Origin of the sequence: Novosphingobium aquae, assembly GCF_037572715.1 — a bacterium.
In the GTDB taxonomy this organism is placed as follows: domain Bacteria; phylum Pseudomonadota; class Alphaproteobacteria; order Sphingomonadales; family Sphingomonadaceae; genus Novosphingobium; species Novosphingobium aquae.
Genome location: NZ_JBBHJY010000002.1, coordinates 71,069 through 93,743 on the forward strand (window position 1 = coordinate 71,069; position 22,675 = coordinate 93,743).

17 protein-coding genes are annotated in these 22,675 nt (G+C 59.4%); 3 read left to right on the forward strand and 14 right to left on the reverse strand.

What is annotated here, in order from left to right; all coding sequences use genetic code 11:
• Positions 1–7: 7 nt before the first annotated feature.
• Together WG900_RS05625 and WG900_RS05630 are read right to left on the reverse strand one after the other, a co-directional pair.
• Positions 8–2,497 (reverse strand): TonB-dependent receptor, encoded by a 2,490-nt coding sequence (locus tag WG900_RS05625; RefSeq protein ID WP_339965436.1) that lies wholly within the window; start codon positions 2,495–2,497, stop codon positions 8–10.
• Between the two features lie 233 nt (positions 2,498–2,730).
• On the reverse strand, positions 2,731–4,308 hold the full coding sequence (locus WG900_RS05630; protein WP_339965438.1) for a class I adenylate-forming enzyme family protein: 1,578 nt from the start codon (positions 4,306–4,308) through the stop codon (positions 2,731–2,733).
• A gap of 194 nt (positions 4,309–4,502) precedes the next feature.
• Here WG900_RS05630 and WG900_RS05635 point away from each other — a divergent pair, with 194 nt between their 5' ends.
• Both WG900_RS05635 and WG900_RS05640 read left to right on the forward strand, forming a co-directional pair.
• On the forward strand, positions 4,503–5,393 hold the full coding sequence (locus tag WG900_RS05635) for an SDR family NAD(P)-dependent oxidoreductase (RefSeq protein WP_339965440.1): 891 nt from the start codon (positions 4,503–4,505) through the stop codon (positions 5,391–5,393).
• A gap of 14 nt (positions 5,394–5,407) precedes the next feature.
• The gene (locus WG900_RS05640; protein ID WP_339965441.1) at positions 5,408–6,589 is read left to right on the forward strand and encodes a lipid-transfer protein; all 1,182 of its coding nucleotides are present in this window, start codon (positions 5,408–5,410) and stop codon (positions 6,587–6,589) included.
• Between the two features lie 123 nt (positions 6,590–6,712).
• On the opposite strand, the gene WG900_RS05645 is transcribed toward WG900_RS05640, so the two are convergent.
• The 5 genes from WG900_RS05645 to WG900_RS05665 all read right to left on the reverse strand — a co-directional run bounded on the left by WG900_RS05645 (position 6,713) and on the right by WG900_RS05665 (position 12,456).
• Positions 6,713–7,579, reverse strand: a complete 867-nt coding sequence (locus WG900_RS05645) for an SDR family oxidoreductase (RefSeq protein ID WP_339965443.1) — start codon at positions 7,577–7,579, stop codon at positions 6,713–6,715.
• 5 nt (positions 7,580–7,584) lie between these two features.
• Entirely contained in the window at positions 7,585–8,376 is a 792-nt protein-coding gene (locus tag WG900_RS05650; protein ID WP_339965444.1) for an enoyl-CoA hydratase/isomerase family protein, read from the reverse strand.
• Between the two features lie 105 nt (positions 8,377–8,481).
• Entirely contained in the window at positions 8,482–9,528 is a 1,047-nt protein-coding gene (locus WG900_RS05655; protein ID WP_339965445.1) for an NAD(P)-dependent alcohol dehydrogenase, read from the reverse strand.
• A 25-nt stretch (positions 9,529–9,553) separates the two neighbouring features.
• Positions 9,554–11,014: an acyl-CoA reductase gene (locus WG900_RS05660; RefSeq protein ID WP_339965447.1), complete on the reverse strand. Its 1,461-nt coding sequence runs from the start codon at positions 11,012–11,014 to the stop codon at positions 9,554–9,556.
• A gap of 5 nt (positions 11,015–11,019) precedes the next feature.
• Positions 11,020–12,456, reverse strand: coding sequence for a phenylacetate--CoA ligase family protein (locus tag WG900_RS05665; protein WP_339965449.1), 1,437 nt, complete (start codon positions 12,454–12,456; stop codon positions 11,020–11,022).
• A 217-nt stretch (positions 12,457–12,673) separates the two neighbouring features.
• On the opposite strand from WG900_RS05665, the gene WG900_RS05670 reads away from it, so the two are divergent.
• The gene (locus tag WG900_RS05670) at positions 12,674–13,327 is read left to right on the forward strand and encodes a TetR/AcrR family transcriptional regulator (protein WP_339965450.1); all 654 of its coding nucleotides are present in this window, start codon (positions 12,674–12,676) and stop codon (positions 13,325–13,327) included.
• Here the strand turns inward: WG900_RS05670 and WG900_RS05675 are convergent.
• The 7 genes from WG900_RS05675 to WG900_RS05705 all read right to left on the reverse strand — a co-directional run bounded on the left by WG900_RS05675 (position 13,307) and on the right by WG900_RS05705 (position 22,585).
• On the reverse strand, positions 13,307–14,206 hold the full coding sequence (locus tag WG900_RS05675) for an alpha/beta fold hydrolase (protein ID WP_339965451.1): 900 nt from the start codon (positions 14,204–14,206) through the stop codon (positions 13,307–13,309). The two genes, WG900_RS05670 and WG900_RS05675, sit on opposite strands and share 21 nt — an antisense overlap.
• A gap of 3 nt (positions 14,207–14,209) precedes the next feature.
• Complete coding sequence (locus WG900_RS05680; protein ID WP_339965452.1) at positions 14,210–15,634, reverse strand: wax ester/triacylglycerol synthase family O-acyltransferase; 1,425 nt, start codon at positions 15,632–15,634, stop codon at positions 14,210–14,212.
• A 38-nt stretch (positions 15,635–15,672) separates the two neighbouring features.
• Positions 15,673–17,673: an alkyl/aryl-sulfatase gene (locus WG900_RS05685; protein WP_339965454.1), complete on the reverse strand. Its 2,001-nt coding sequence runs from the start codon at positions 17,671–17,673 to the stop codon at positions 15,673–15,675.
• Entirely contained in the window at positions 17,670–18,983 is a 1,314-nt protein-coding gene (locus tag WG900_RS05690) for a DUF1214 domain-containing protein (RefSeq protein WP_339965455.1), read from the reverse strand. Before WG900_RS05690 ends, WG900_RS05685 begins: the two co-directional genes overlap by 4 nt.
• Positions 18,984–19,182: 199 nt before the next feature.
• Complete coding sequence (locus tag WG900_RS05695) at positions 19,183–20,430, reverse strand: thiolase family protein (protein WP_339965457.1); 1,248 nt, start codon at positions 20,428–20,430, stop codon at positions 19,183–19,185.
• A 102-nt stretch (positions 20,431–20,532) separates the two neighbouring features.
• Positions 20,533–21,654 carry a zinc-dependent alcohol dehydrogenase family protein gene (locus WG900_RS05700; RefSeq protein WP_339965459.1) on the reverse strand — a complete coding sequence of 374 codons (1,122 nt, stop codon included), beginning with the start codon at positions 21,652–21,654 and terminating at the stop codon, positions 20,533–20,535.
• Positions 21,655–21,703: 49 nt separating this feature from the next.
• Positions 21,704–22,585 (reverse strand): crotonase/enoyl-CoA hydratase family protein, encoded by an 882-nt coding sequence (locus WG900_RS05705; RefSeq protein WP_339965461.1) that lies wholly within the window; start codon positions 22,583–22,585, stop codon positions 21,704–21,706.
• Between the last annotated feature and the right edge of the window lie 90 nt (positions 22,586–22,675).

The following is a 22,675-nucleotide window of genomic DNA, read 5'->3' on the forward strand; positions in this document are numbered from 1 at the left end:
AATCCGGTCAGAAGCGGACCTTGGCAGTGAGTCCGTAAGTGACTGGTTCCTGTCGCCAAGCCCCGATGAAGCCTAACGGAAGTACCGCCAACGCACCGTTATAGCCTCGTTCATTTGTAAGGTTGCGTCCCCAAACTGCGAACTCGTACCGTTCGTCGAAGGTAAGCCCAATGCGCGCGCCCAGCAATCCCATGGCAGGCAGCGTGGTTGCCGCAATGATGGCAGCATTGTCCGGATTGCCGCTGTAATTGTATTCGTTGGAAGGGGTCTTGCTCCGCCAGGAGTAATCCGCATGCAAGCTAAGTTCGATATTGGAGGTGATGTTGGAAGTATAGTCGCCGGCGAGCGAATATTGCCAATTGGAAACTTGTACGAAACGTTCCTGACGACGATCGCCGGTCGAATCGGCAAAGCTAACGTAACTGGGCGAGACATGTCCAAGGCTGCCTGAAAATGTCAGGCCATCCACCACCTTCACAACGAGCTCAGCCTCGAACCCCTTGAAACGGGCGGTTCCTGCATTGCCGAGAACCGTCGAAACCGAGCTCACCGTGGCCGGAGGAACCGGAGGAACCGCAATAATCGCTGTGCGCTGGATATCGTCCACATTCGTGATGTAGGCAGCCAAGTTAAAACGGACATGTCGGTCCAGCATTTCAGTCTTGATGCCAGCTTCGTAAGACATGGCGATTTCTGGCTTGAACGAGACGAAATCTATGGAATTGCGAGCGCGGAAGTTGTGTCCGCCAGCCCGGAATCCTCTGGCCACCTTGGCATACAGTAACGTGTTGTCACCCAGTTTGTAATCCAACCCCAAGGTATACGAGATTCCGCTGAAGCTGTTTCGGGCGGTCTTCGCACAGGGCGCGGGTGCCGGATCCTCCGGCCCTGCATAAGGTGTAACGGCAACCAGTTTGCATGATGTCAGGCCGGTAGCGATCACGTAGTCCGCATTGCGCGACTCAAGTCCTTTGTCATCGACCGAATACCGTATGCCGCCGGTAAAGCCGAGTGCATCAGAAATGTGCCATGTGCCCTGACCGTAAATTCCCATTCCGTCGTTGTCTATGAAGCCATACGAATTTTGGTAAACTGGAAGTAACCCAGATAGGATACGAGCAGTATATGCGTCCGATCCGCGCTCTTTAAAATAGAATAGTCCTACCGCAAAATCTAGTTTGTCGCCGAATGCCTTTCCGGTTGTCTGGAGTTCGCCAGAATACTGCTTTAGATCTTGGACATTACCGGTAGCATAAAGTGGATAAGGCGAACCATCGACATCCAAGATGGAGTCACTTTGAACCCGGCGATATGCAGTGATCAGCTTGATCTGACCCCAAGGCACATCGAGAGATCCCGTGAGGCCCAGCGTCGTAGTTCGTACAGCATTGTTTGGAGCCTCGTTCAACGAGGCGACATTCGGGTCGCTGCCGAGGGTGGTCACCACTGAATTTAGTGCAGCAAATCCATCTGCTGCCGCTGTCGCGGTTGGGCTGCCAAGCAGTCGACCAGTCAAAATGCTGGCATTGTTGCCGATGTCATAGTTGGATCGCGCAGTTCCAACGAACCTTGCAGGCACATAGCTGAGATAGCGAGCTGAAGCCGTTTCGTTGGAATCAAATACTTCCCCGCTGAACAGGAGCTCAAGAGTTTCAGTCGGGCGAACCGACAGTTTGGCGCGGACGTTCCACCGGTCGCGACCATCATACTTCTGCCCGGTCAGCGGGCCAACGACCGCAGGATGCGGCATGAAAGTTGCCCCTCCCAGCGCAGTACGCACAGTTGAAGGTGCAATATTGGTTGTATATCCGTCCCGCCGCGTCCGCGATCCGGCTAAGCGCAATGCGATCGCGTCAGAAACCAGCGGCAGGTTGAGTACGGCGGTTGCTTCAAGTTCGTTAAAGCGGCCGTAGCTCACTGCAGCGCTGCCCTCGAAATCATCCATGTCGGGGTTTTTCGAATTGATCAGGATCGCACCGCCAGTAGTGTTGCGTCCGAAAAGCGTGCCTTGGGGCCCCTTGAGGACTTGGACAGATTCAATGTCTAGGAGGTTTGAATTAAGGCCGTAGGACCGAGCCCAATAGACCCCATCAACATAGGTCCCAACTGAGGGATCAAGCGCTGCGAGAATATCCGTTTGAACCTGTCCACGCAGAGTAATCACGGCGGCTGACGGTGAAGCCGCGCCGCCGGCCATGCGCAGGCCGGGTGTGAATTTCGCCAGGTTATCAAGTTGCTGAAAATTTTGCTTAGCGAGCTCGTCCCCGGTGAATGCTGTAACCGCAACAGGAACATTTTGAAGGTTCTCGTTGACCTTGCGAGCCTGGACGACAATCACATCGAGCCCTCCATCGCTGCTTTCCGCAGCTGCATCAGCAGGCTCTGCATTCTGCGCGAAGGCAACCGAAGGCATGCAAACCAAGGCACCTACTGCGACCGTGCGCAGAAGTGAATTGCGCCCCATGTTCTTCACAATCCCCATTTTAACACCTCCCATGATCCAGCTCCCATTCCATCAAGGTCGCAATGCGGCGCGATGATGGCTCTTGTTGTTCAGCGCCGGTGCCAAGACCGGATGATGTGATGCTACGGGGATGGCGCCCTGCCGGTTAACCCCCCTAGCGGAGGGGGCTAGAGGTGTTTGCCCCCCCCACTCACGGGCTCACGACGGCACAATTGGCGCGAGAAAAGCCATCCATACTGCACTGGATTTATCAATTAGGCGGACCGTCAGGCCACACGGCTGGCTTGATCCTTCCAATACTTTTCGCGGACCACCCGGCGAAGCACCTTGTGCGCAGCGCTCAGCGGTAGGGCTTCAACAAAGCTGATACTTTTCGGTGCCTTGTGGCGACTCAGCCTGGCACGCGCATGCTCAATGAGGTCGGCCTCGCTCACACTGCTTCCCGATATGACAACAACTTCGGCGTGGATCGCTTCTCCCCATTCGGGATGGGGTATGCCCACAACGGCCGACATGGTGACATCAGGGTGCGAATCCAGAGCGCCTTCGACTTCAATGGCATAGACATTAAAGCCGCCGGTGATGATCATGTCTTTCTTGCGGTCGACAATGAACAGGAACCCCTCGGCGTCGCGGTATCCAAGGTCACCCGATTTCCAGAAGCCATTCTCGAACTCAGAGGCGGTTCCCTCAGGATTTTTGTAATAGCCTGGGATCGTAGTTCTTGCGCGCATCCACACTTCGCCGGTTGCGCCGTCGGGAAGGTCATTACCTCCATCGTCGACAATCCGGACTTCTACAGCTGCCGAGATTCGACCCGCCGAAGAAAGATGCGGCATGGAACCATCCGGCTCGGGCAGATGCTGCGCGCGGGCCAGGGTTGAGATCGACTGGAAGCATTCCGTCGCGCCGTAAACCTGAATGAAGATGTTGCCGAACCGGGCCTGAAGCTGGGTCAATTTCGCCGCACTCATCGGCGCCGCACCATAATAGATGAAACCGAGCGACGACAGATCATATTGCGCCGCCTCGGCAAGCTCGAGCAGGCGATACAGCATCGTAGGGACCAGTGTGGCAGTAGTGATTCGCTCCTGCTCGACCGTACGGCACCAACTGACCAGGTCGGGCAAGTTATGGGTCACGAGACAGCCACCGCGGAACATTAGCGGCAGCACGGTAAGCGCCGCACCGTGACTGAGCGGAGCGATCTGCAACGATCGGGCTCCAACCCGGAAGGGGTTTTCATCCTCGATGTAAAAGGCATCACGGCAGGCCAGCCAGATGTCGGTGGTGTATTGCGCGCACTTGCCACGCCCCGTTGTGCCGCCTGTGAAGCGATAGATCAGTACATCGTCATGGGCATCGTTTTCGACATCGGGGTCCGTTTCCGCCACGCCTTCGAGAAGGTCCCAGAAATAAGCAACACCATCGCGAGGGGTCGGCAAAGGATCCATCGTAACGATGGCAATGCCGCGAGCGCACATCGCGTCATAATAGCGATCGACCAGGCCGGCTTCGACAAAGGCCACCTTAGGACCGATCCAGTCCATTTGCCACAGGTGTTCGTCGTAGGTGTCGTGCAGGTTGGTCAGCACCGCTGCCGCATCACCTTTTAAAATGGTCCAGGCGTGGAGAAGAGATAAATTGTCGTTCTCTAGCAGATAGATATAGGACGTTCCTCGCACCAGCCCAAGCTTGCCGCGCATCATGTTGACGATGCGATTGGTCAGTTGATGCAGTTGAGAATAGGTATAGCGTCGCCCGCGCTCGACATTGACCAGTGCTTCCAGCGCGCCGTGCGAACGGACGATCTGCCGCATCATTCTTGTGAAATTGACCTTCATGGCCCTCTCTTCCGCCCGACGAGCTTGGCCCGCCCTTATGCCTTTGTATTCGAATGGCAGCACAATTGGCGCGCATCTCCCCCCCACGGCGGGGGGAGCGCGAGACCGTCCGGCTCACCCCCCCGACAGGGGTGGTGCACGCCGCGGCGCAATGCCGCTCAAGCTGACCGAGAGAATTATCAAGGGAACTTGCCATGACCAGTAATTTCAAGGACCGCGTAGCCATCGTCACCGGGGCGGGCAACGGCTTGGGCCGCGCCTATGCGCTCGAACTCGCCCGTCAAGGGGCGCGCGTAGTCGTCAATGACCTTGGCGGCAGCCGCGATGGCAGTGGCACTTCGGCAACCGCAGCCCAGGCAGTCGTAGACGAAATCGTCGCCATGGGCGGTGAAGCGATTGCCAATGCTTCCAGTGTGACGGACGAACAGGCGATGAACGCTATGGTTGCCGAAGTGATGGGCAAGTGGGGCCGGATCGACATCCTGATCAACAACGCCGGCATCCTGCGCGACAAGAGCTTCGCCAAAATGACCATCGACGATTTCCGTCTGGTCGTCGACATACACCTGATGGGATCAGTGATCTGTACCAAGGCGGTGTGGGACATCATGCGCACGCAGAACTATGGACGCATCTTGATGACCACTTCAGCGACCGGACTCTTCGGCAACTTCGGGCAGGCCAACTATGGCGCAGCCAAGCTCGGGCTGGTCGGCTTTATGAATTCCCTCGGGATTGAGGGTGCCAAGAACGACGTGCGCGTCAACACGATAGCGCCCGCGGCGGCCACCCGGATGACTGAAGACATCATGCCTGCTGATGCTCTCGCCAAGATGGATCCGGTTACAGTGGTGCCCGCCGCCCTCTACCTCGTTAGCGAGGATGCGCCGAACCGTGCAATTTTGGCAGCCGGCGCAGGCGGCTATCAGCGTTCTTACATCACCCTCACCCGCGGGATCAGCGACGAAGGCAACGCCAACGTCGAGGCAGTCGCGGCGCAGTTCGAAGCGATCAGCGACCGCAGCGGCGAACTGCTCCCCGAAAACGCTTTCGCTCAGTCGGCGATCGGCCTTGGCCTTCTGTAAGGGAACCCTGAAAAATGACACGTAAAGTCTACGTCGCGGGCGTCGGCATGGTGCCTTTCACCAAGCCGGGGCAGAATGAAACTTACGACCTGATGGGCGCTGCCGCAGTGCAGCTGGCGCTGCAGGATGCGGGCATCGCCTATGACAAGGTGGAGCAGGCCTATGCTGCCTACATCTATGGTGACACCTGTTCGGGCCAGCGCGCACTCTACGAAGTCGGATTGACCGGCATTCCAGTGTTCAATGTCAACAATGCCTGTGCGTCCGGATCGTCCGCGATCTACCTTGCCAGGCAGGCAATCGAAACCGGCGCGGCTGATGTAGCGCTGGCCTTCGGGTTCGAACAGATGGTGCCCGGCGCGCTTGGGGCGGTGTTCAACGATCGCCCCTCGACCACTGGTCGGATGGTCGACACGATTGCAAGCCGGCTTGGCGCATCCGACGTTCCAGTCGCATTGCAGATCTTCGGCGCTGCCGGGCTGGAGCACATGGAGCGCTTCGGCACCCCGCTTGAATCCTTCGCCAAGATCCGCGCCAAAGCCAGCCGCCACGCGGCGCGCAATCCGCTTGCGGTGTTCCGCAACGAGCTGAGCGTCGAGGATGTGATGGCTGACAAGGTGCTATGGCCGGGCGTGATGACCCGTTCGATGGCCTGCCCGCCTACGTGTGGGGCCGCAGCGGCGATCCTGTGCAGCGAGGACGCCGCCAAGCGCTTGGGACTAGACACCCGCGTATGGATCGCCGGTCAGGCAATCGCAACAGATGCGCCCAACACTTTCGACGCCAGCGACATGCGCAACGCCGTCGGCTATGACATGGCCAGGCGCGCTGCCCGGCAAGTCTATGAAGCCGCCGGGATCGGCCCAGAAGGGATTGATGTGGTCGAAATGCACGACTGCTTCGCCCACAATGAACTGATCACCTACGAATCGCTGGGCCTCTGCGCCGAAGGCGGGGCCGAGAAGTTCATCGACGATGGCGACAACACCTATGGTGGACGCTACGTTACCAATCCGTCGGGCGGCCTGCTATCCAAGGGGCATCCGATCGGTGCGACCGGCCTCGCCCAGTGCTATGAACTCACCAACCAGCTGCGCGGCACGGCCGATGCCCGGCAGGTCGCCGGAGCACGCGTTGCGCTGCAACACAACTTGGGCGTTGGTGGCGCCTGCGTGGTGACCATGTACCGCAATTGAGTGGCTCCCGTTGTGCGGAGACCTGGTGCCTGACGCAAGTCACCGGTCGCCAAGCAAAACCCCCGCCAACCTGCCCTGGTTCGCGGGGGATTTGTTGTGCTGCGGCGCTTTGGCGCGCGTGGATCAGTCCTGTCGGAACAGGTCTGGCGTCGAATCAAGATGAAACCCTTGGTAACGCGCCGAATTGGTATGCGGCGGCAAATCGTAATATCGCCGCGCAACCGGACTGCCGCCATCGACCCGCAGAGCTGCACCGGTAATGTAGGCAGCCCCAGGCGAGAGCAGGAACACGATTGGCGAAGAGACTTCCGACACGGTCCCGACCCGCTGCATCGGGGTGTTGCTGGCAGACTCCTGGATAAACTTGATCCCGTCGCCGTCATAATTATCGAACCCGCTCGACATGATCATGCCTGCAGCGATGCTGTTTACCCGCACGCCCGATGCAGCCCATTCGCAGGCGGCAGACTGGGTCAGCGAATGCATCCCCGCGCGCGCCGCCCCCGAATGGGCGAAGTTGGGCAGGCCCATCCACATGTCGACGATCATGTTGACGATCGCCCCGCCGTGCTCGGCCATCCACTGATTATAAACCTCGCGCATCATGTTGAAGCCGCCGGTCAGGTTGTTGCGCACCACCGCCTCAAACCCCTTGGTGGTAATATCCTTGAGCGGTGAGAAGAACTGTCCGCCCGCGTTGTTTACCAGCCCGTCGATCCGCCCCTGTGCAGCCAGAACTGCACTGACCGCAGCGGCGACATTGGCTTCGTCGCGAATGTCACAGACCTGTGCCGAGGACTTTCCGCCAGTAGCCGAAATCTCCGCATTCACGGCGTCGAGCTTTTCCTGCTTGCGCCCCATTATGACGACATGCGCACCCAGCGCGGCGAGCTCATGGGCAATGCATCGGCCGATGCCGCTCCCCCCGCCCGTGACAATGTGGACCTGCTCGTCGAACAAGCCCGGACGAAAGATGGAATCATAGCGCATAAACTCTACCTCGAGCTCTTTCTGTCCTTGAACCGCGCGACTGCTTCTTCAAGCGCACCGCTCTGCGCGCGGCTGATTTGCGCGCGTTCCTCCAACTCATAGGAAGTCTCCAGCAGCGGACTTTGCAGCGCAAGATCCAGATTGCGCTTGGTCAGCCGCAAGGCATCCAACGAGTGCGCCGTGATCCTTTCCGCCATCGCGTAGCCTGCGGCCAGAAGTTGATCGGGCGGGACGATGTCCGAAATCATTCCGCAAGCCAGCGCGCGGCTGGCTGCGAGGCGTGAGGAGGTGAAAGCCATCTCACGTGCCATTGAAAGACCAACCGTACGTTGCAGCCACCACGCAACTCCAAGCTCGGTTCCAGAAAGACCAAGATTGATGAACGCAGTGGTGAAAAAGGTCCCTTCGCTAGCAATTACGATGTCGGAATGTAGCGCGAAGATCAGCCCGGCACCTGCGACGGATCCATTGGCCAAGCAGATGATCGGCTGCGGACACGCGCGCATGGAACGCAGCGTGTGTCCCATGTCCCAATCCCCTCGCGCCAGAACCTCGAGCAGGGCATCGGTGTCTTCCTGGTCAATAAGATCCAGTCCTACGCAGAAATGCTCACCCGCACCGCGGATCACGATTACCTTGCATTCGCGATCAAACCTGCATCCGGCGAAAAATCGACCCATCTCCTCCAGTAGGCTGGTAGTTACCGCATTGCGTCGGTGCGGACGATTGATCGTTACCGTCGTCACTGCGCCCTCGCGCACTATGTTGAGGGCGGCCTCCCCGTTCAAATCCGTCATGCCTTGGTGCTCCGCTGATTATCTGCCGATCATGGTCAAGAGGCCGGCCCGGCAACACCCCCCCGGTGGGGTGGGGCCTGTTGCCCGGAGCACCAGCTCAAGAGATCAGGCCAGCGAAGCCATTTCGATCACGAAGCGGTACTTCACATCGTTGGTCTGCATTCTCGCGAAGGCACTGTTGATGTCGGCCATGGCGATCATCTCGCAATCGGGCAGAACCTGGTGTTCGGCGCAGAAATCGAGCAAGGCCTGAGTTTCGGAAATTCCGCCCATTAGCGATCCGGTGATACTGCGGTGATTGCGCGCCAGCAGTGCGCCATGGATCGGCTCGAGCAAGTCGAGCGCGCCCACTGGAGCGAGCATGCCGCCCCGCCCCAGCAGCATCAGATAGCTATTCACATCGTGGCGCGAGGGTATCGTATCGATGATCAGGTCGAAGCTGTTGAACTTTGCCGCCATCGCCGCCTTGTCAGAAGACAGCAGCACATCGTGCGCACCGAGCGCCAGGGCATCGTCCATCTTGCCTGGCGAAGAGGTAATTACCGTCACCTCCGCCCCTAACGCCACGGCCAGCTTCACCGCCATGTGGCCAATCCCGCCGAGGCCGACCACGCCCACCTTCGAGCCCTTGCCCACGCCCTTCTGGCGAAGCGGGGTCCAGACGGTAATACCCGCGCAGAGCAGCGGCCCCGTCCGGCTAAGGTCAAGTCCTTCAGGCACCCTGATCACAAAGCAATCGCGCACCACGATGTCGGTGGCGTAGCCGCCCATCGTCCGTTCGCCAGTCAATACATCGATACCATTGTACGTCGTCGTCGGCCCTTTGGCGCAATAAGGCTCGTCATGGTCAGCACAAGCTGCGCAGTTCTGGCAACTATCCACCAAGGCGCCCACGGCCACCCGGTCTCCTGGCTTGAAACCGGTGACTTTGGCCCCCACTGCAGTCACGTGACCGACTATCTCGTGCCCCGGCACCATTGGGTAGACAGTGGTACCCCAATCATTGTGGGCAATGTGCAGATCAGTGTGGCACACGCCGCAATAGGCGATGCGGATTGCCACATCATCGTCGCGCGGCGCGCGTCGGTCAATGTCCATCGGCACGAGCGGCGCATGCGCTTCGGCTGCGCCATATGCTTTGCATTGGGTCATTTCAGTCACTCCCACGATAGATTGATCAGGCAACTGGCGGACGCAACCAGGGTGCAGCCGTCGTCTCAGGCGATGCGATCTGGTTTGATATCCACTTGCCCATCCGGCGAAGTGGCTCGATTGCGTCCTGCGGCGCCGCCCATTTCATGGCCGCGGCATAGCCAAGCGACACGATCCGTTGCGCACCGTAAAGGGGCAAGCGGTCCTTGAGCTCGTCCTTGAGTTGCTCGGGATAGATGCCGACCGTCTGGGTATAGGCATCAACCGCATCCATCACTTCGTCCAGCGTGTCCACCGGCACGAGGTTCGCCGTGCGATCATCAAGGATTGTGGCGAATGACACCGGCTCCGGTAGCTGCGAAACGATAATCGCGCCCTCGCCATCCCTGCCTCCAATCACTTTATACCATTCGTCATCCAGTCGCAGCGCATCGACATGGCTCTTGAGATTGCGGTCATAGGCCTTCGCCGGTGTCGAAAGGCTGTTGGGCAAACCCATGAGCGCTTCGTGGACGTAACCACCGAACCGGTTGATCCGCTCCAGCCCGTCATCATCGGTGCCCGACTGGACATAGACCACCCGCGCGCAGACGCAGCCCTTCTGGTTGAGCGCGCCAATATCGCTTGCCACGCGCAAGGCAGCTTCGCGCATGCTGGACTCATCGGCGAAAGCGTCGGCGCCGATGATGCTGGCACTCCGCTTGGGATCGAGCGAAATCAACTCCAGACCAGGCTGGATATACCGAGTGACATGTTTCATCGAAGCAAAACCACCCCATGCGACGATTTTTTCCAGGTTGCCCGGTTGGTAGAGCCGTTCCTCGAACGCGGTATCTCCGCCGCGCCAATAGGCGACCGACAGGTGCCGAGTCAGCGGATGATCCGGCGCCATGTCGATCATGGTTCGGGCGATGGCGAGTGCGGTAAACGGGTCATTGGACGGCGATTTGATGATTGCATCGCTACGCAGCACCATGTTCCGGATAATCGTCAGCAATGACAGGCCCGGCGCATTTCCCGCAACAATGTGCAGCGTGCGCGCACCGAAGCAGCGCACCTCTAGCCGGGTGCCGTCAATCAGTGTTTGCGGCACCCATTCCTCTAGATGGCGGATGCCGACCGTGCTTTCCACCGCCTCGACAATCGCCTCGCGGTCAAGCATGTGACGCAAGCCCGCATAACTGTTCCTCACCAACGGCGGGGTGGTCGGTGCAGTCAGGTATGACAGTTCGCAGGCTTGCTGGAGATGTTCATTGGTTTCCAGATCGAGCCGCTCCCCCAGTGCCTGGGCAAAAGCGAGGATGTCATCGAAAGTCAGGTCATATAGATCAGCAAGCCGCGCCGGATTGCCCAGTGGCAGTCGGTCGATGTAGTGGTGCGCATCGGGTGTCAGAAAGGTCAGGTCGCCGCCGCGCCCACCCACTTCAACCAGATTGTCGGCAATAACTTCTCCCCGGATAATCATCGGGGCAATGGGCATGGTCATGGTGCTTATCCTTCGACGGTGCCAAGGAAGTCCATCGCTTCGCGGTGCGAAGCCTCGGATGCGGCGCAGGTGATCTTGTCGTCCCCGCCCTGCTTTTCGCTGTAGCGCTCGATCGGGCCGACCACATAGCGACTGGGCTGGCCGCAGGCGCAGGGTTCGTCCCATTCCACGGAGATCTCGTCGCCCGTGATGAACCCGCCCCAGCGGATATCCGAACCAAGATCATAGAAAGCGGCACGGCCCGTTACACGGCCCTTGCGCGCCAATGCGCGGCCTGTTTCCGGATCGAGAACATAAGGGATCACCGTGGGCGCGAAGTGATAGTGCCCCTCATCGCAGCGCATGTGCGATCCGCTGACGACTTCGGACATCGCATAGGTTTCGTTGATCCTCTTCGCGCCTGTGAAGCGCAGCAGGTCTTCGCGCCAGCCCTCGGGCTGGACCACGCCCTTGGCGCCGCCAGTTGTCGTCACGTAGGAATCGGGGTGGAACACGCCTTCCATCCCTCGCGACAGCCCAGCCTGCGCCATGTTGTGCAGCAGGTTCCAGGTGGCGCCGATATAGACCCGCTTGCCGCGCAGCTCCTCGACCTTGCGTTCGAAGAACCGCGACAAATGTGCGGGCATTTCCGCCTGCATGGCATCAAAGTCGCGCTTCTTGGCCATTACTTCGGGGCTGATTTCCAGTCTGTCGAGCGTTCCGCGCACGTGGGCGGCGCGGATCTGTGCGCCGAGCCGCTGGACGTCTGAACTAAGCGTGCCGGGATAGGCCGGGTGGAAGTGATCCTCATTGGGAAGCAGGGCAGCGACCATGAATTCGTTCGCGCGCAAGTGGCTCAGAAATCCCCTACGAAAATAGGGATATACGAAATGCAGTTCAGGCTGCGGCGTATCAGGGCCTTGCATGCCCCAGACGAAAAGCCGCCGCACCATGCAAGCGCGCAGAAATTCGCTGCAACTGTTGGGCAGGAATGAGATCGTCCCGCTGGTGCCGGAGGTGTGACTGAAGCGCAGTTGCGGAACGGCCCGGTCCATCGCCTCGAACCAGTCGTCAAGTCCCCGGCAATGGCTGACATCGGCATTGGTGATCGCTTCCGCCAGTTCGGGCACCACCAGCTTTGTCAACCACTTGTTGATCCGGACATAGTCGTTCCGGTCGAGAAGCGAAGGTGGGTAGGATTTATAGACAGTGTGCTCGAACAATAGCGGCACCACATCCTCGATGCTTTCGAGACGATTGATCCCTTCGCCTTCGGCCAGCTTCTTGAGCATGGGAATTTCACGGAACTGCGCGAAGCGCCGCTTCAGCCCATCGAGCTGCAATGCATCAAGTTCGTCGCGCGCCAGACGGTTCCACTGGCGATGGTCATAGCCTGCAAGGGCAAGCGGCTCTGTCAGCAGCAAACCAACTCGGTCAGCTGCACCGTTCATTGCGGTTTGCATTTATCGATCCTCTGTGATCCCGTCACCAACTATGCCGCAGCCTGGCTTTACGGGAATTCCGGATTCAGATTCACGATCGTTCGAATTAAATTATTGTTTTATATTATTTTAATTGTATTTACCGATATTGATATCTGTAGCTTTCCGAGAAACGCTCGATCATAAGTAGCGATAAGCGAATCGATCCCTGTGGGGTGATATGTCGAACGGCAAATCGGTGACCATCGAAGTGCCCGCACGGGCACGAAAACAACCCCGGCAAAGTCGTTCGCTGGCAATGGTCGGTGCGCTTCGTGAAGCCTGCCTCGATATCCTCGAGAACCAGGGCCGGGACGCGCTCACTGTCAATGCCATTGCCGATCGCGCCGGCGTGGGAATCAGTTCGATCTATGAATATTACCCCACACTTGAGGCTCTGGTTTCCGAAGTTTTCGGGGAAATCAGACTGGAGCTGCGCAACTCCGCACTCGAACGCCTGAACGCATTGCCTGATGGCGCAAGGTTGATCGACGGGATCGAGACCATGCTCCAGGTCGCGGTAGAGCTGCTAGATCGATGGAGCAAAGTCGATGCGGAATTATTCGCCAAGTTCACACGCTATGATGAATTGGTGCGGCTTGATTTGATCCTCTCTGAAAAAACGCTGGCTGCGACCATTGTCGACAGCCTTTTCCTCCGCTTCGATTCCGAGATAACAACCCGTGAACGCGAAAAGGCACGCTTCTATCTGCATCAGTCACTACTGGCATTGATGCGCGCCACAGCGCTGCTGAGGCCTGACTATTTGCACGAAGAAGCGACGCTGAACATGCTGGGTCGTATGCTTCATTCGCTGCTGACCGAAACGGAATCAGCCACGTCTGCCAGCTAGAAATGACAGCATCGCGCGGGCAGTTCGCAGCGGCTGCTCGAACATCGGCACATGGCCCACATCGTCCAAGATGACGAGCTGGGATCTGGCAATTGCATCATGCTGGGCGCAAGCAGCACTGACATGCAAAAGATTGTCACCGCGCCCCCAGACAGTCAGCACTGGGACGGTCAATTCGTCCAGCCTCAGGTTAAACGGCCGCTCAACCGCATCGACAAGGATCTGGTCAAGAATCAACCGGTCCAACTTCCTTCGCCGACCCTGTCGAGCCACGATGGCCTGACGCGCAAGCCAAGGCAGGTAGGGTGGCTTGTGGAAAAGCATCGAAACCACGATGTCGACGTCATCAGTATTCCGAATATCGAACAGATCGTGCCCCGCTTTGAGCGCCTGCTGCGCGGGCGTTAACTGCGGACCATCGACGCCCGCGTTATTCAGGAGCAACAGCGATGTAACAACATCCGGCGCGTCGAGTGCGATCGCGAGGGCAATGTATCCGCCCATGCTGTTGCCACCGAGATGACACGGTCCGAGTGCAAGAGCATCGATGAAGCGCACGACACGATCGGCCTGTTCGCCAATCGAATAATCGCCTGACGCGGTCGGACCGCTCTCCCCGAAGCCTGGCAGATCCGGGCAGATTACGCGATATCGCCGGGCTAGGAACGGTACGACAAGGAGCCAGTTGTCCTTGCTTCCAGCGAAACCGTGCAGCAGGACAAGCGGCTCTCCATCGCTTGGCCCTGCCTCGATCCAGGACCAGCGCACTCCGCCAACAACGCATTCCTTGGTGAGAACGCCGATCGTAGCGCGCGCAAAGGCCCGGGTGAGCGAGCGAAATGGCTTCAGGGCGGGGCTGGTCAGAAAAGAATAAATCATGGCTCAGGCCACTGCCTCAACTCGCGACTTGAGCGCCTTGAATTCCTCGACAATCTGGTCCTTCAAGTGGCTGATGTCTGGCAGCATTTCGCGCTCGGATGTGATCGAGAAATTGATCTGGCCGTTGTAACTGACAACCGAGAGGAACAGGCCCAGGTTGTTCGCCAACGGCCCCATGGCGTAATAATGGGTCAACCTTGCCCCGTTCATGTACAATTGCGTCTGCGGGCCCGGAACGTTCGAGATGAGCAGATTTGCCTGTCTGAACGACAGGTGCCGATTTGACATCATACGCGCAATTCCGGCCAAAGTGGCACCCGGTATGTGCCGCGAGAGATCGGTCATGATACGCGCGCTGAGGCCGGCCCGTGCCTCCTTGGCATCGGCGGTATGCGCGCGGATCGCGCGCAGCCGTTCCACCGGGTCAGCAATCGTCGTCGAAAGTTTCAGCGTCATTGCAGAAATGTTGTTGCCCTGTGCCTCCGCTTTCGCGCCAGATGGGCGGGCATTGATCGGCGCAATGGCGATCAAGCTGTCGTCCGGTAACTCGCCGTGGCTATCGAGGTAACGACGCAGCGCTCCACCGCAGATCGCCAGCACGACGTCATTGATGGTTGTGCCTTGCACCAGCCTTCGCAGCGCGCTGACATCGGACAGCGCAAACGTCGCGGCATCGAACATCTTGTGTGGCGACACGGGTGCGTTGAAACGGGTCACCGGGACACCAGCAGCTGGCTGCTCGTCTCGCTTGGCAAGCCGATCCTGGAATGCCCCCCAAAGATTCGGCATGAACGCCATCGCAGTCCGCGTAAGATTGAACGGGGAGCGCATGTTTGCAATCGCTGCGCGGGTCAGCACTACGTCCAGTGCTGGCTGTTTGCCAGCTGCGACCGGTTCCTTCGGCAGTTCGATCGCCGGCGTGCCCGCTGCATCGCAATCGTTCAACGCCGCAAACATTAGCGCGCCAGCCGTTCCATCAATCGCGCTGTGGTGAACCCGGTGAAGCAATGCGTAACTGCCAGGTGCAATGCCGGGAATCCGATCCAGCCCCTCGATCACGTAAATGTCCCAGAGCGGCCGGTTCATGTCCATCGGTCGGCTGAAGTGCCTCGCAACATGGATGCAGAATTGCCGCCAGTCCCCCGGCTCCGGTAGACGCACGTGGCTGATATGCGCTTCGAGGTCGAAATGGTCATCCTCGACCCAGTAAGGATGATCGAAATCCAGCGGGAGCCGGTACAACTTGCGCCGGAACACCGGCGAGCTGTGCATCCTGTCGCGGACCTGCCTGACAATATCCTTGAAACGTACCTGCCCCCCGCTCGCAGTGGCTGGGTCGTAGATGTAGATGCCCATGATATGCGTGTGCAGATCACCGGTCTGGAAATAGAGGAACTGTGCGTCTTGCGCGTTAAGTTGCTGCACCATGCAAGGCTGCCTTTCGCGTTGCTTTTGCGCCGCGCCGTCTATGGGGCAACGATTGCAAACTGCGGATCGAACACCGCCATGAATGACATCAGCTGCAAAAAGCCTGCCGCATCGCCCTCCAACTTGACCTTTCCCGCCGCGATTGCATCCGCCAGCGACAGCTCCCGCACATTGATCCGGTCAAGCGTGGCCTTGTCCATGCTGATGGTCACCTCGGCAGGCGCCCCCCGGGTCCCTTCTCGCCAAGTGAGCACGCCGTTGCGCACGGTTAGCGCAAAGGATTTGCCAAGATCGACAAATTTCCAGTCCAGCGTCAGATCGTGGTTCTGGGCCTTGTCCGCGTCCAGCCGAACGGCCAACAAGTCAAAGTACATCTGAGGTGTCAACGCCCGGGTCATGTCACCACCGCGTGCCGCCCCGCCTGCTTTGGCAAGGCCGTTGCGCAATTCGTAGGCGCCCGAAAGGTACATGTTGCGCCAGATAGCGCTTTCGGTCTGATAACCCAGCTGCTCCAGCGTATCTGCAAGCGCATTACGCGCCTCTTGGTCGCCCCCAGCAAATACCAACTGCTTGCCCAGTTCGGCCGCCCAGCGGTAATCGCCTTTGCCATTTGCCTCGCGCACCAAGGCCAGCACGCGCTTGCGCCCGCCCAGTGCCGCGACATAGCGACTTGCCGCATCGGCCGGCGCCAGCGGGTCGAGATTGGCAGGATTTGCATCGTAAAAGCCAAGGTACCGCTGATAGACGGCACGGCCGTTAAAGCTGGTCGTGCCGTAATAGCCGCGCGTCGCGAACTTGGCCTGCAAGGCACCCGGCAAGGTGCGCATTTCGCTTCCGATCTCGTCCAGCGTCTTGCCCTGGTTTGCCAGGAAAAGCGCGCGGTTGTTGAAATAGGCATACATGTCGCGTTGGTCGGCAAGCATGGTCCGGATTTCCTCTCCGCCCCATGTTGGCCAAAGATGCTGGGCGATGAGAGTGTCAGTCCTGTCGCCATAACGCGCGAGCGCCGCATCGATATACTCGGACCAGCCCTTGGCATCGCGAACCTGCGCGCCGCGGGGAGTAAGCACGTTGTGCATCGACCGCACCGCGTTCTCCGCCATGTCGAGCACCCGCTGGCCTGGCAGGTAGAAGTTCATTTCGGCCGGCGCTTCTGTTCCCGGCGTTACCTGAAATTCGAACTCGACCCCATCAATCACTCGACGTTCGTAAGGACCGGCGATTTCAACGGTTGGCGGGATAAGGCTGGTTTCGCCACGTCCTGATCCGTTGATCCCTATCCCCGCACCAACCTGCCCGGTGATGGAGCGTTCCATCAGGCTGCCCCCTTGGTACTGCGCCCGCCTGAGCATTGCAGTTCCCGCAAAGACGTTTTCACTGATCGATTCATTCAGGAAGCCACGCGGAGCATAGATCGCGACGCGACCTGCCTTGACGTCTCCTTCGTCAACCACCCCGCGCACACCGCCGAAATGATCGATGTGGCTGTGGGAATAGATCACGGCGACCACGAGCCGTTTCGGACGGTGCCGAAAGTAGAATTCCAGCGCAGTCCTCGCGGTTTCAGCCGAGGTCAGGGGATCAACAAGGATCAATCCGCTGTCGCCCTCGATTACCGTCATGTTGGCCAGATCAAAGCCGCGCAGCTGGTAAATCCGGTCGGTTACCTTGAACAATCCAGCGACCGAGTAAAGCTTGGCGTGGCGCCACAGGCTGGGGTTCACCGTTGCCGCGGACGTGTCAGCCTTGAGGAAGTCATAGGCCCGCGCATCAACGATGACCTCGCCTTTGGCGTTCACGATCCGCCCAGTGAACTCTTCGATCAGGCCACGGCGGACGGCGGCCTGATCTGCCCCGTCTTCGGCAGGCATCGCTTTTGCCGCAGCTGCGTTTGCCGCAATCGTGGCGGCGCTCGCCTCTTTCGGTGCGCTTGGGGTCGCTTCCGCTGAAAGCGGCGAAGCAAAGGAGCCTGCAAGAGTGAGAGCAAGCACGACAGCCTGCGTTGCCAATGCGACGCGAAAGCGGGTGACATGCATCATAATGGTCGTCCTTCTGGCTGAGCTGCCACGCGCAGCATCGAGGGCTTCTTCACGATGTCGGGCAAGCGCCAGCGCTTGTCGAACAGCGGCGGGCCAGGGCCATAGAGGCGAAACATGGCGGTCCAGCGCCGACCGGGCATCAGAGTTACCCAATTGCCTTCGGGGCCAGCAGGCGCTTTGGCCGAAAACACGATGTCGACCGATCCGTCCTTGTTGCGAATCAGATTGCGGCGGTTGGAATCGGTGCCCACAGAAGCTGCGCCCCGAAGGAAGCCACTGGTTTCGAGATCGTAGACATTAATCGCCCAGAAATCGGCTGCGGGGACATCCGCGGGAACATGCAGCGTGTATGTCTCGTCGCCGCACAAGGCCTGCCCTTCGCTGTCGGCAGTCTGGGTCAGATAGAACGTGGCCGCGCCAAGATGACGGGGCATGGCAAAGGCGAAGAAGAAAGTTCGAGCCCGGTCGTCAAGGCGCAGCGCACCGTCCTGTTCATAGGTGAAACCCGCCTTGCCGATATCGACCAACCCGGCCGAAGTGCCCCATTGCGAGCCTGGCCACCAGGGGGCGCGGCGGGTCAGCACCATCGCTATCATTTCCGACTTGGCCTGCGCGGCGGCGCGGTCAAGCGCTTGGCGTCGCGCGGTTGCTGGCGCAAAAGGCTTGCCCGGCTCGATACCTAGGCTTGCAAGCATGCCGCGCATCACCATATCGCGTCGATCAGGTGCTTCCTCACCCAATATTCGCGCCAATCGGTCATAAAATCCCGCATCCATCGCCGCAATGCCATCGAAGAGCTTGCCGGACATGTCGATATGGCGCTGCGCCCGAGGATTTGAGACATCGGCCAGCGAATACAGCCGCAGTTGCTTGATCAGCCCGTTGGCTTGCGCCACTGACCGGGGCTGAGACGATCTTGGCGTAAGACGCAGCAGAAAATAGCCATTGCGTGTCGGCATGTCTATGGTCCGCATCCCTGCCGGAGCTGGGCCAACATATCCGGGCGGGGTCAGCAGGAATTTGCCGCCCAATCCCTTGTCGATCCCAGCTGGCCCGAAATCCTCAACCGGCACCTGCCAGGCACTGTGCAGGTTTCCGTAAAGCGCAGTTCCTCCCGATGGAGGCAGTTCGAAGACCACCGGCCCATCCGCCAGGTTGACGTTGGCATAGACATAGTGCGAGGTCGAATTGGGCGTCGTGGTCTGGTTTAGATAATCCGATGGACGCGACCAGTAGACCAAATCGTTGTATCTTGCCTCAGCATCGCGGAAGTACGCGTCGCGCATTGCGTCGAACGAAACGATTGGCATGCCCCATAGCGCAACCTCAACAGCCCGCCGTTCAAATGAGGGAGAGATCGTTGACGTTTCGGCGACCTGCCCCGCCGAACGGCCTTGGGCCGGGGCAGGCTGATTGGCGTAAAGTGACAATGCAGCTGCTAGGAGCAGAGCTGGCTGGCGTAAGCGCATAGCAATCATTCTCCCCTGCGCCGACGCACGCGGCCGCGCATCATGCGCGGCCGAAAATGCCGATGTGGTCGATCGATTCCTCGGTCCCCCAAACGCCGCCGCCATTCACCTGCAATCCGATCCGCGCCCCTTCTACCTGGCGCGCGCCGCATTCGCCGCGCAACTGCTGCACGATTTCGAAGATCTGGCCAAGCCCGGTAGCGCCGATCGGATGGCCTTTGGATTCAAGCCCGCCCGACGGATTGATCGGCAGCTTGCCGCCAATGGTGGTATCGCCGCGCTCAGCCATCGCACCGCTATCGCCGGGCGCACACAAGCCGATGTTTTCCGAGATGCACAGCTCCCCAATCGAGGCCGCATCGTGCAGTTCGGCCACGTCGACGTCTTCCGGGCCAACCCCGGCTTCTTCGTACAATTGGCGCGAAAGCTGGACAGAGACGTGCAGATCGAAATTGTGCGGATCGTGCTTCGAGGCCGAACGCATGCCCGAGGCCAGCACCTTGATCGCGCGACTACGGTTGAAGCCAAGGCGCTTCATTCCCTCTTCGTTCACCAGAATCGCCGCAGCCGCTCCATCGGAAATCGGCGAGCACATCGGCAGCGTCAGCGGATAGGTGATCGGTGGTGCGGCCAGCACCTCGTCGATGGACATGGGGTGCCGGTACTGCGACCGTTCATTGTGGACCGAATGGCCGTGGTTCTTCGAGGCAACCGCCGCAACCTGCCGCTGGGTAACGCCATAGCGAGACATCAGCTGCCGGCCGAACCCGGCATAAACGTCCATAAACGAACTGTATGGCTTATCGGAAGTCGATCCCGGCGGAGGAACGATACCCTTCCCCAGCGCGATAATTGCTTCTGCGTTGGTTTCGCGGGTTTCAAGATCCCAAGCGGAATCGAAGATGCCGAACATCTTCGCCTTGTCGGAGTAGTACATTTTTTCCGAACCAACGGCGAGCCCGACATCAGCGACACCTGAGCGCAGTTGGCTGATCACCAGATTGAATGCGCTGCTGGCTGAAGCGCAGGCCGCCTCGACATTAAAAATTGGGATACCCTCGATTCCCATTGGCAACAGCGCTACCTGCCCGCGTATCATGTGCTGGCCATCAAAGTGACCCTGGCCCGTGTTGCCAAACGCGGCCACACCAATGTCTTTGCGATCGCAGCCAGCATCTTTGAGCGCATCTTCAACCGCCCATGCAGTCAACTGCTTGACCGATTTGTCCATGTGACGGCCAAAGTGGGTCATTCCCACCCCGACGATATAGATGTCTTCCGCTGCCATAGTCTTGCATCCCTTGATATCTGCCGCGCCAGCAGCACTGCCGGGAATGCTATGCGGGATACCGGGCGGGGTTATCCCCCCTTGTGGAGGGGGGAGCCACTTTCAAAAGACAATCACCTGCCTCACTGCCTCTCCGCTGTGCAGTCGGTCGAACCCTTCGTTGATCTGATCCAAACTCATCGTCGCGCTAAGAAGGCGGTCAACAGGCAGGCGCCCTTCACGGTATAGTTGGATATAGCGAGGGATATCTCGAGCGGGCACACATGAGCCCATGTAGCTGCCCTTGAGCGTGCGCTCCTCGCCCACCAAGCGCACAACGTCGACTGGCAGGGCCGAGCCTGCAGGAGGCAGTCCCGCAGTTACTGTCAGTCCTCCGCGCTTGGTCATCGCAATCGCACTTTCAAGAGCCCGGATTGATCCGGCCATCTCGAACGCAAAATCCACCCCGCCTTCGGTCAGAGCCCGGACCCGCGCGGCGCAATCCGGTTCGGCCGCATTGATCGTGTCGGTCGCCCCCAGTTCGCGGGCCAAAGCCAGCTTGTCTTCAGAGAGGTCCACGGCGACAATCCGCCCAGCGCCCGCAGCCCGTGCCCCCAGCACGGCCGCCAAACCAACTCCGCCGAGGCCGACCACAGCGGCGAATGCACCCATTGTCAGCCCCGCGGTATTCACAACCGCTCCGACCCCGGTAAGCACCGCACAGCCAAATAGCGCCGCTTCGATCGGGGGAATGTCGCGCGGTATCTTCACCAACGAACGGCGTGAAACTACAGCATGGTCCGCAAAGGCGGAGACGCCAAGATGGTGGTGATTACGAGGCGTCCCGCCGAAGCGGCTTTCTCCGCCGATCAGCAAGCCCGCGCCATTCGCCTCGGCCCCCGGTTCGCACAGCGCGGGTCGTCCTTCAGCGCAGGGAAGACAATGGCCGCAATTGGGCATGAATACGCTGACAACGTGATCGCCCGGTACCAAGTCGGCAACCCCAGCTCCCACAGCCGCCACCACACCCGCAGCCTCGTGCCCCAGCACCATCGGCAATGGGCGGGGGCGATCACCGTTGATGACCGACAGATCAGAATGGCAAAGCCCGGCCGCCCTTATCTTCAGCAGCACTTCACCCGCGCCGGGCGGGGCAAGCTCAACCTCGACAATATCAAGCGGGCGGGTCCGTGAGTAGGGCCCATCGGCATCGGTTGCGCGCAGCACGGCTGCCCTGATCAGCAAGCTTGATTCCCTTCCGAATTACACCTTGGTCAATCTTGGCTTCGACGGCTTATTGGTCGTCCTGCCAGGGATAGAACGACGGCATCTGCGAAGCCTTTCCCGTGAAGACAGGGTCTCTCTTTTCCAAAAAGGCAGCAACGCCCTCCTTCCCGTCAGCCATGCTGGTGTAGAACATGGCAAGTGAATCGATGCGGTGTGCCTCGATCGGATGGGGCTGCGCCGCGTTACGCCACATCATTTGACGCGCGAGGGCCACCGCTACTGGGGACCGATTATTGATGAACTTGCCGGCTAGCGCCCTTGCCTCGTCTAGCAGGGAGTCCGGTGCGTGAACCGAACGGAAAAGTCCGCCGCACCGCCCTTCCTCGGCATCGAAGATTTCGGCAGAAAGCACCCATTCAAGCGCCTGTTGCGGCCCGACAAGACGAGGCAGAAACCAACTTGAGCAGGCTTCGGGCACGATCCCCAACTTGCCGAAAACGAAGCCCATCCGCGCCTTTTCCGATGCCATGCGAACGTCCATCGCTAGCGTCATCGTTGCGCCGATGCCCACCGCTGGGCCATTGATGGCTGCGATCACCGGCTTCTTGCAGGCGAAGATCGCCAGTGTGACCCGGCCACCATCATCGCGCACGGCATCTCGCCGCGAAAGCGGGCCAAGTTCGCCGCGCATGTCTGCAAGGCCAGGGCTTTGAGTTTCGTCCAGACCAAAAGCGTTACCTTCGGTTGTCAGCTCCATGCCAGCACAGAACGCCCTGCCCTCGCCGGTGACAATGACCGCACCCACCGTATCGTCTTCACTCGCCCGGGCAAATGCCTCGACCAACTCGTTGGCCATTTCGACTGTGAAGGCATTGAGGTTTTCGGGGCGATTGAGGCGAAGGACAAGAATTCGGTCTTCAAGTTCCCATTTGAGCGTGTTGAATTGCATGTTCGGCTTCCGTTTCCTCGTCGTCTCTCGCGCACTCAGACTAGGCCGCGAGAGCAAACGGAAAACTCCCCGATTGGAGGGGGCCCCCTC

Excerpts from the sequence above, each read along its gene's own strand:
- WG900_RS05630 (WP_339965438.1), bottom strand. The coding sequence starts at position 4,308 with ATGAAGGTCAATTTCACAAGAATGATGCGGCAGATCGTCCGTTCGCAC.
- WG900_RS05705 (WP_339965461.1), bottom strand. The coding sequence starts at position 22,585 with ATGCAATTCAACACGCTCAAATGGGAACTTGAAGACCGAATTCTTGTC.
- WG900_RS05690 (WP_339965455.1), bottom strand. The coding sequence starts at position 18,983 with ATGCCAATCGTTTCGTTCGACGCAATGCGCGACGCGTACTTCCGCGAT.
- WG900_RS05695 (WP_339965457.1), bottom strand. The coding sequence starts at position 20,430 with ATGGCAGCGGAAGACATCTATATCGTCGGGGTGGGAATGACCCACTTT.
- WG900_RS05675 (WP_339965451.1), bottom strand. The coding sequence starts at position 14,206 with ATGATTTATTCTTTTCTGACCAGCCCCGCCCTGAAGCCATTTCGCTCG.
- WG900_RS05665 (WP_339965449.1), bottom strand. The coding sequence starts at position 12,456 with ATGCAAACCGCAATGAACGGTGCAGCTGACCGAGTTGGTTTGCTGCTG.
- WG900_RS05680 (WP_339965452.1), bottom strand. The coding sequence starts at position 15,634 with ATGGTGCAGCAACTTAACGCGCAAGACGCACAGTTCCTCTATTTCCAG.
- WG900_RS05625 (WP_339965436.1), bottom strand. The coding sequence starts at position 2,497 with ATGGGAGGTGTTAAAATGGGGATTGTGAAGAACATGGGGCGCAATTCA.
- WG900_RS05645 (WP_339965443.1), bottom strand. The coding sequence starts at position 7,579 with ATGCGCTATGATTCCATCTTTCGTCCGGGCTTGTTCGACGAGCAGGTC.
- WG900_RS05650 (WP_339965444.1), bottom strand. The coding sequence starts at position 8,376 with ATGACGGATTTGAACGGGGAGGCCGCCCTCAACATAGTGCGCGAGGGC.
- WG900_RS05640 (WP_339965441.1), top strand. The coding sequence starts at position 5,408 with ATGACACGTAAAGTCTACGTCGCGGGCGTCGGCATGGTGCCTTTCACC.
- WG900_RS05655 (WP_339965445.1), bottom strand. The coding sequence starts at position 9,528 with ATGACCCAATGCAAAGCATATGGCGCAGCCGAAGCGCATGCGCCGCTC.
- WG900_RS05635 (WP_339965440.1), top strand. The coding sequence starts at position 4,503 with ATGACCAGTAATTTCAAGGACCGCGTAGCCATCGTCACCGGGGCGGGC.
- WG900_RS05685 (WP_339965454.1), bottom strand. The coding sequence starts at position 17,673 with ATGATGCATGTCACCCGCTTTCGCGTCGCATTGGCAACGCAGGCTGTC.
- WG900_RS05660 (WP_339965447.1), bottom strand. The coding sequence starts at position 11,014 with ATGACCATGCCCATTGCCCCGATGATTATCCGGGGAGAAGTTATTGCC.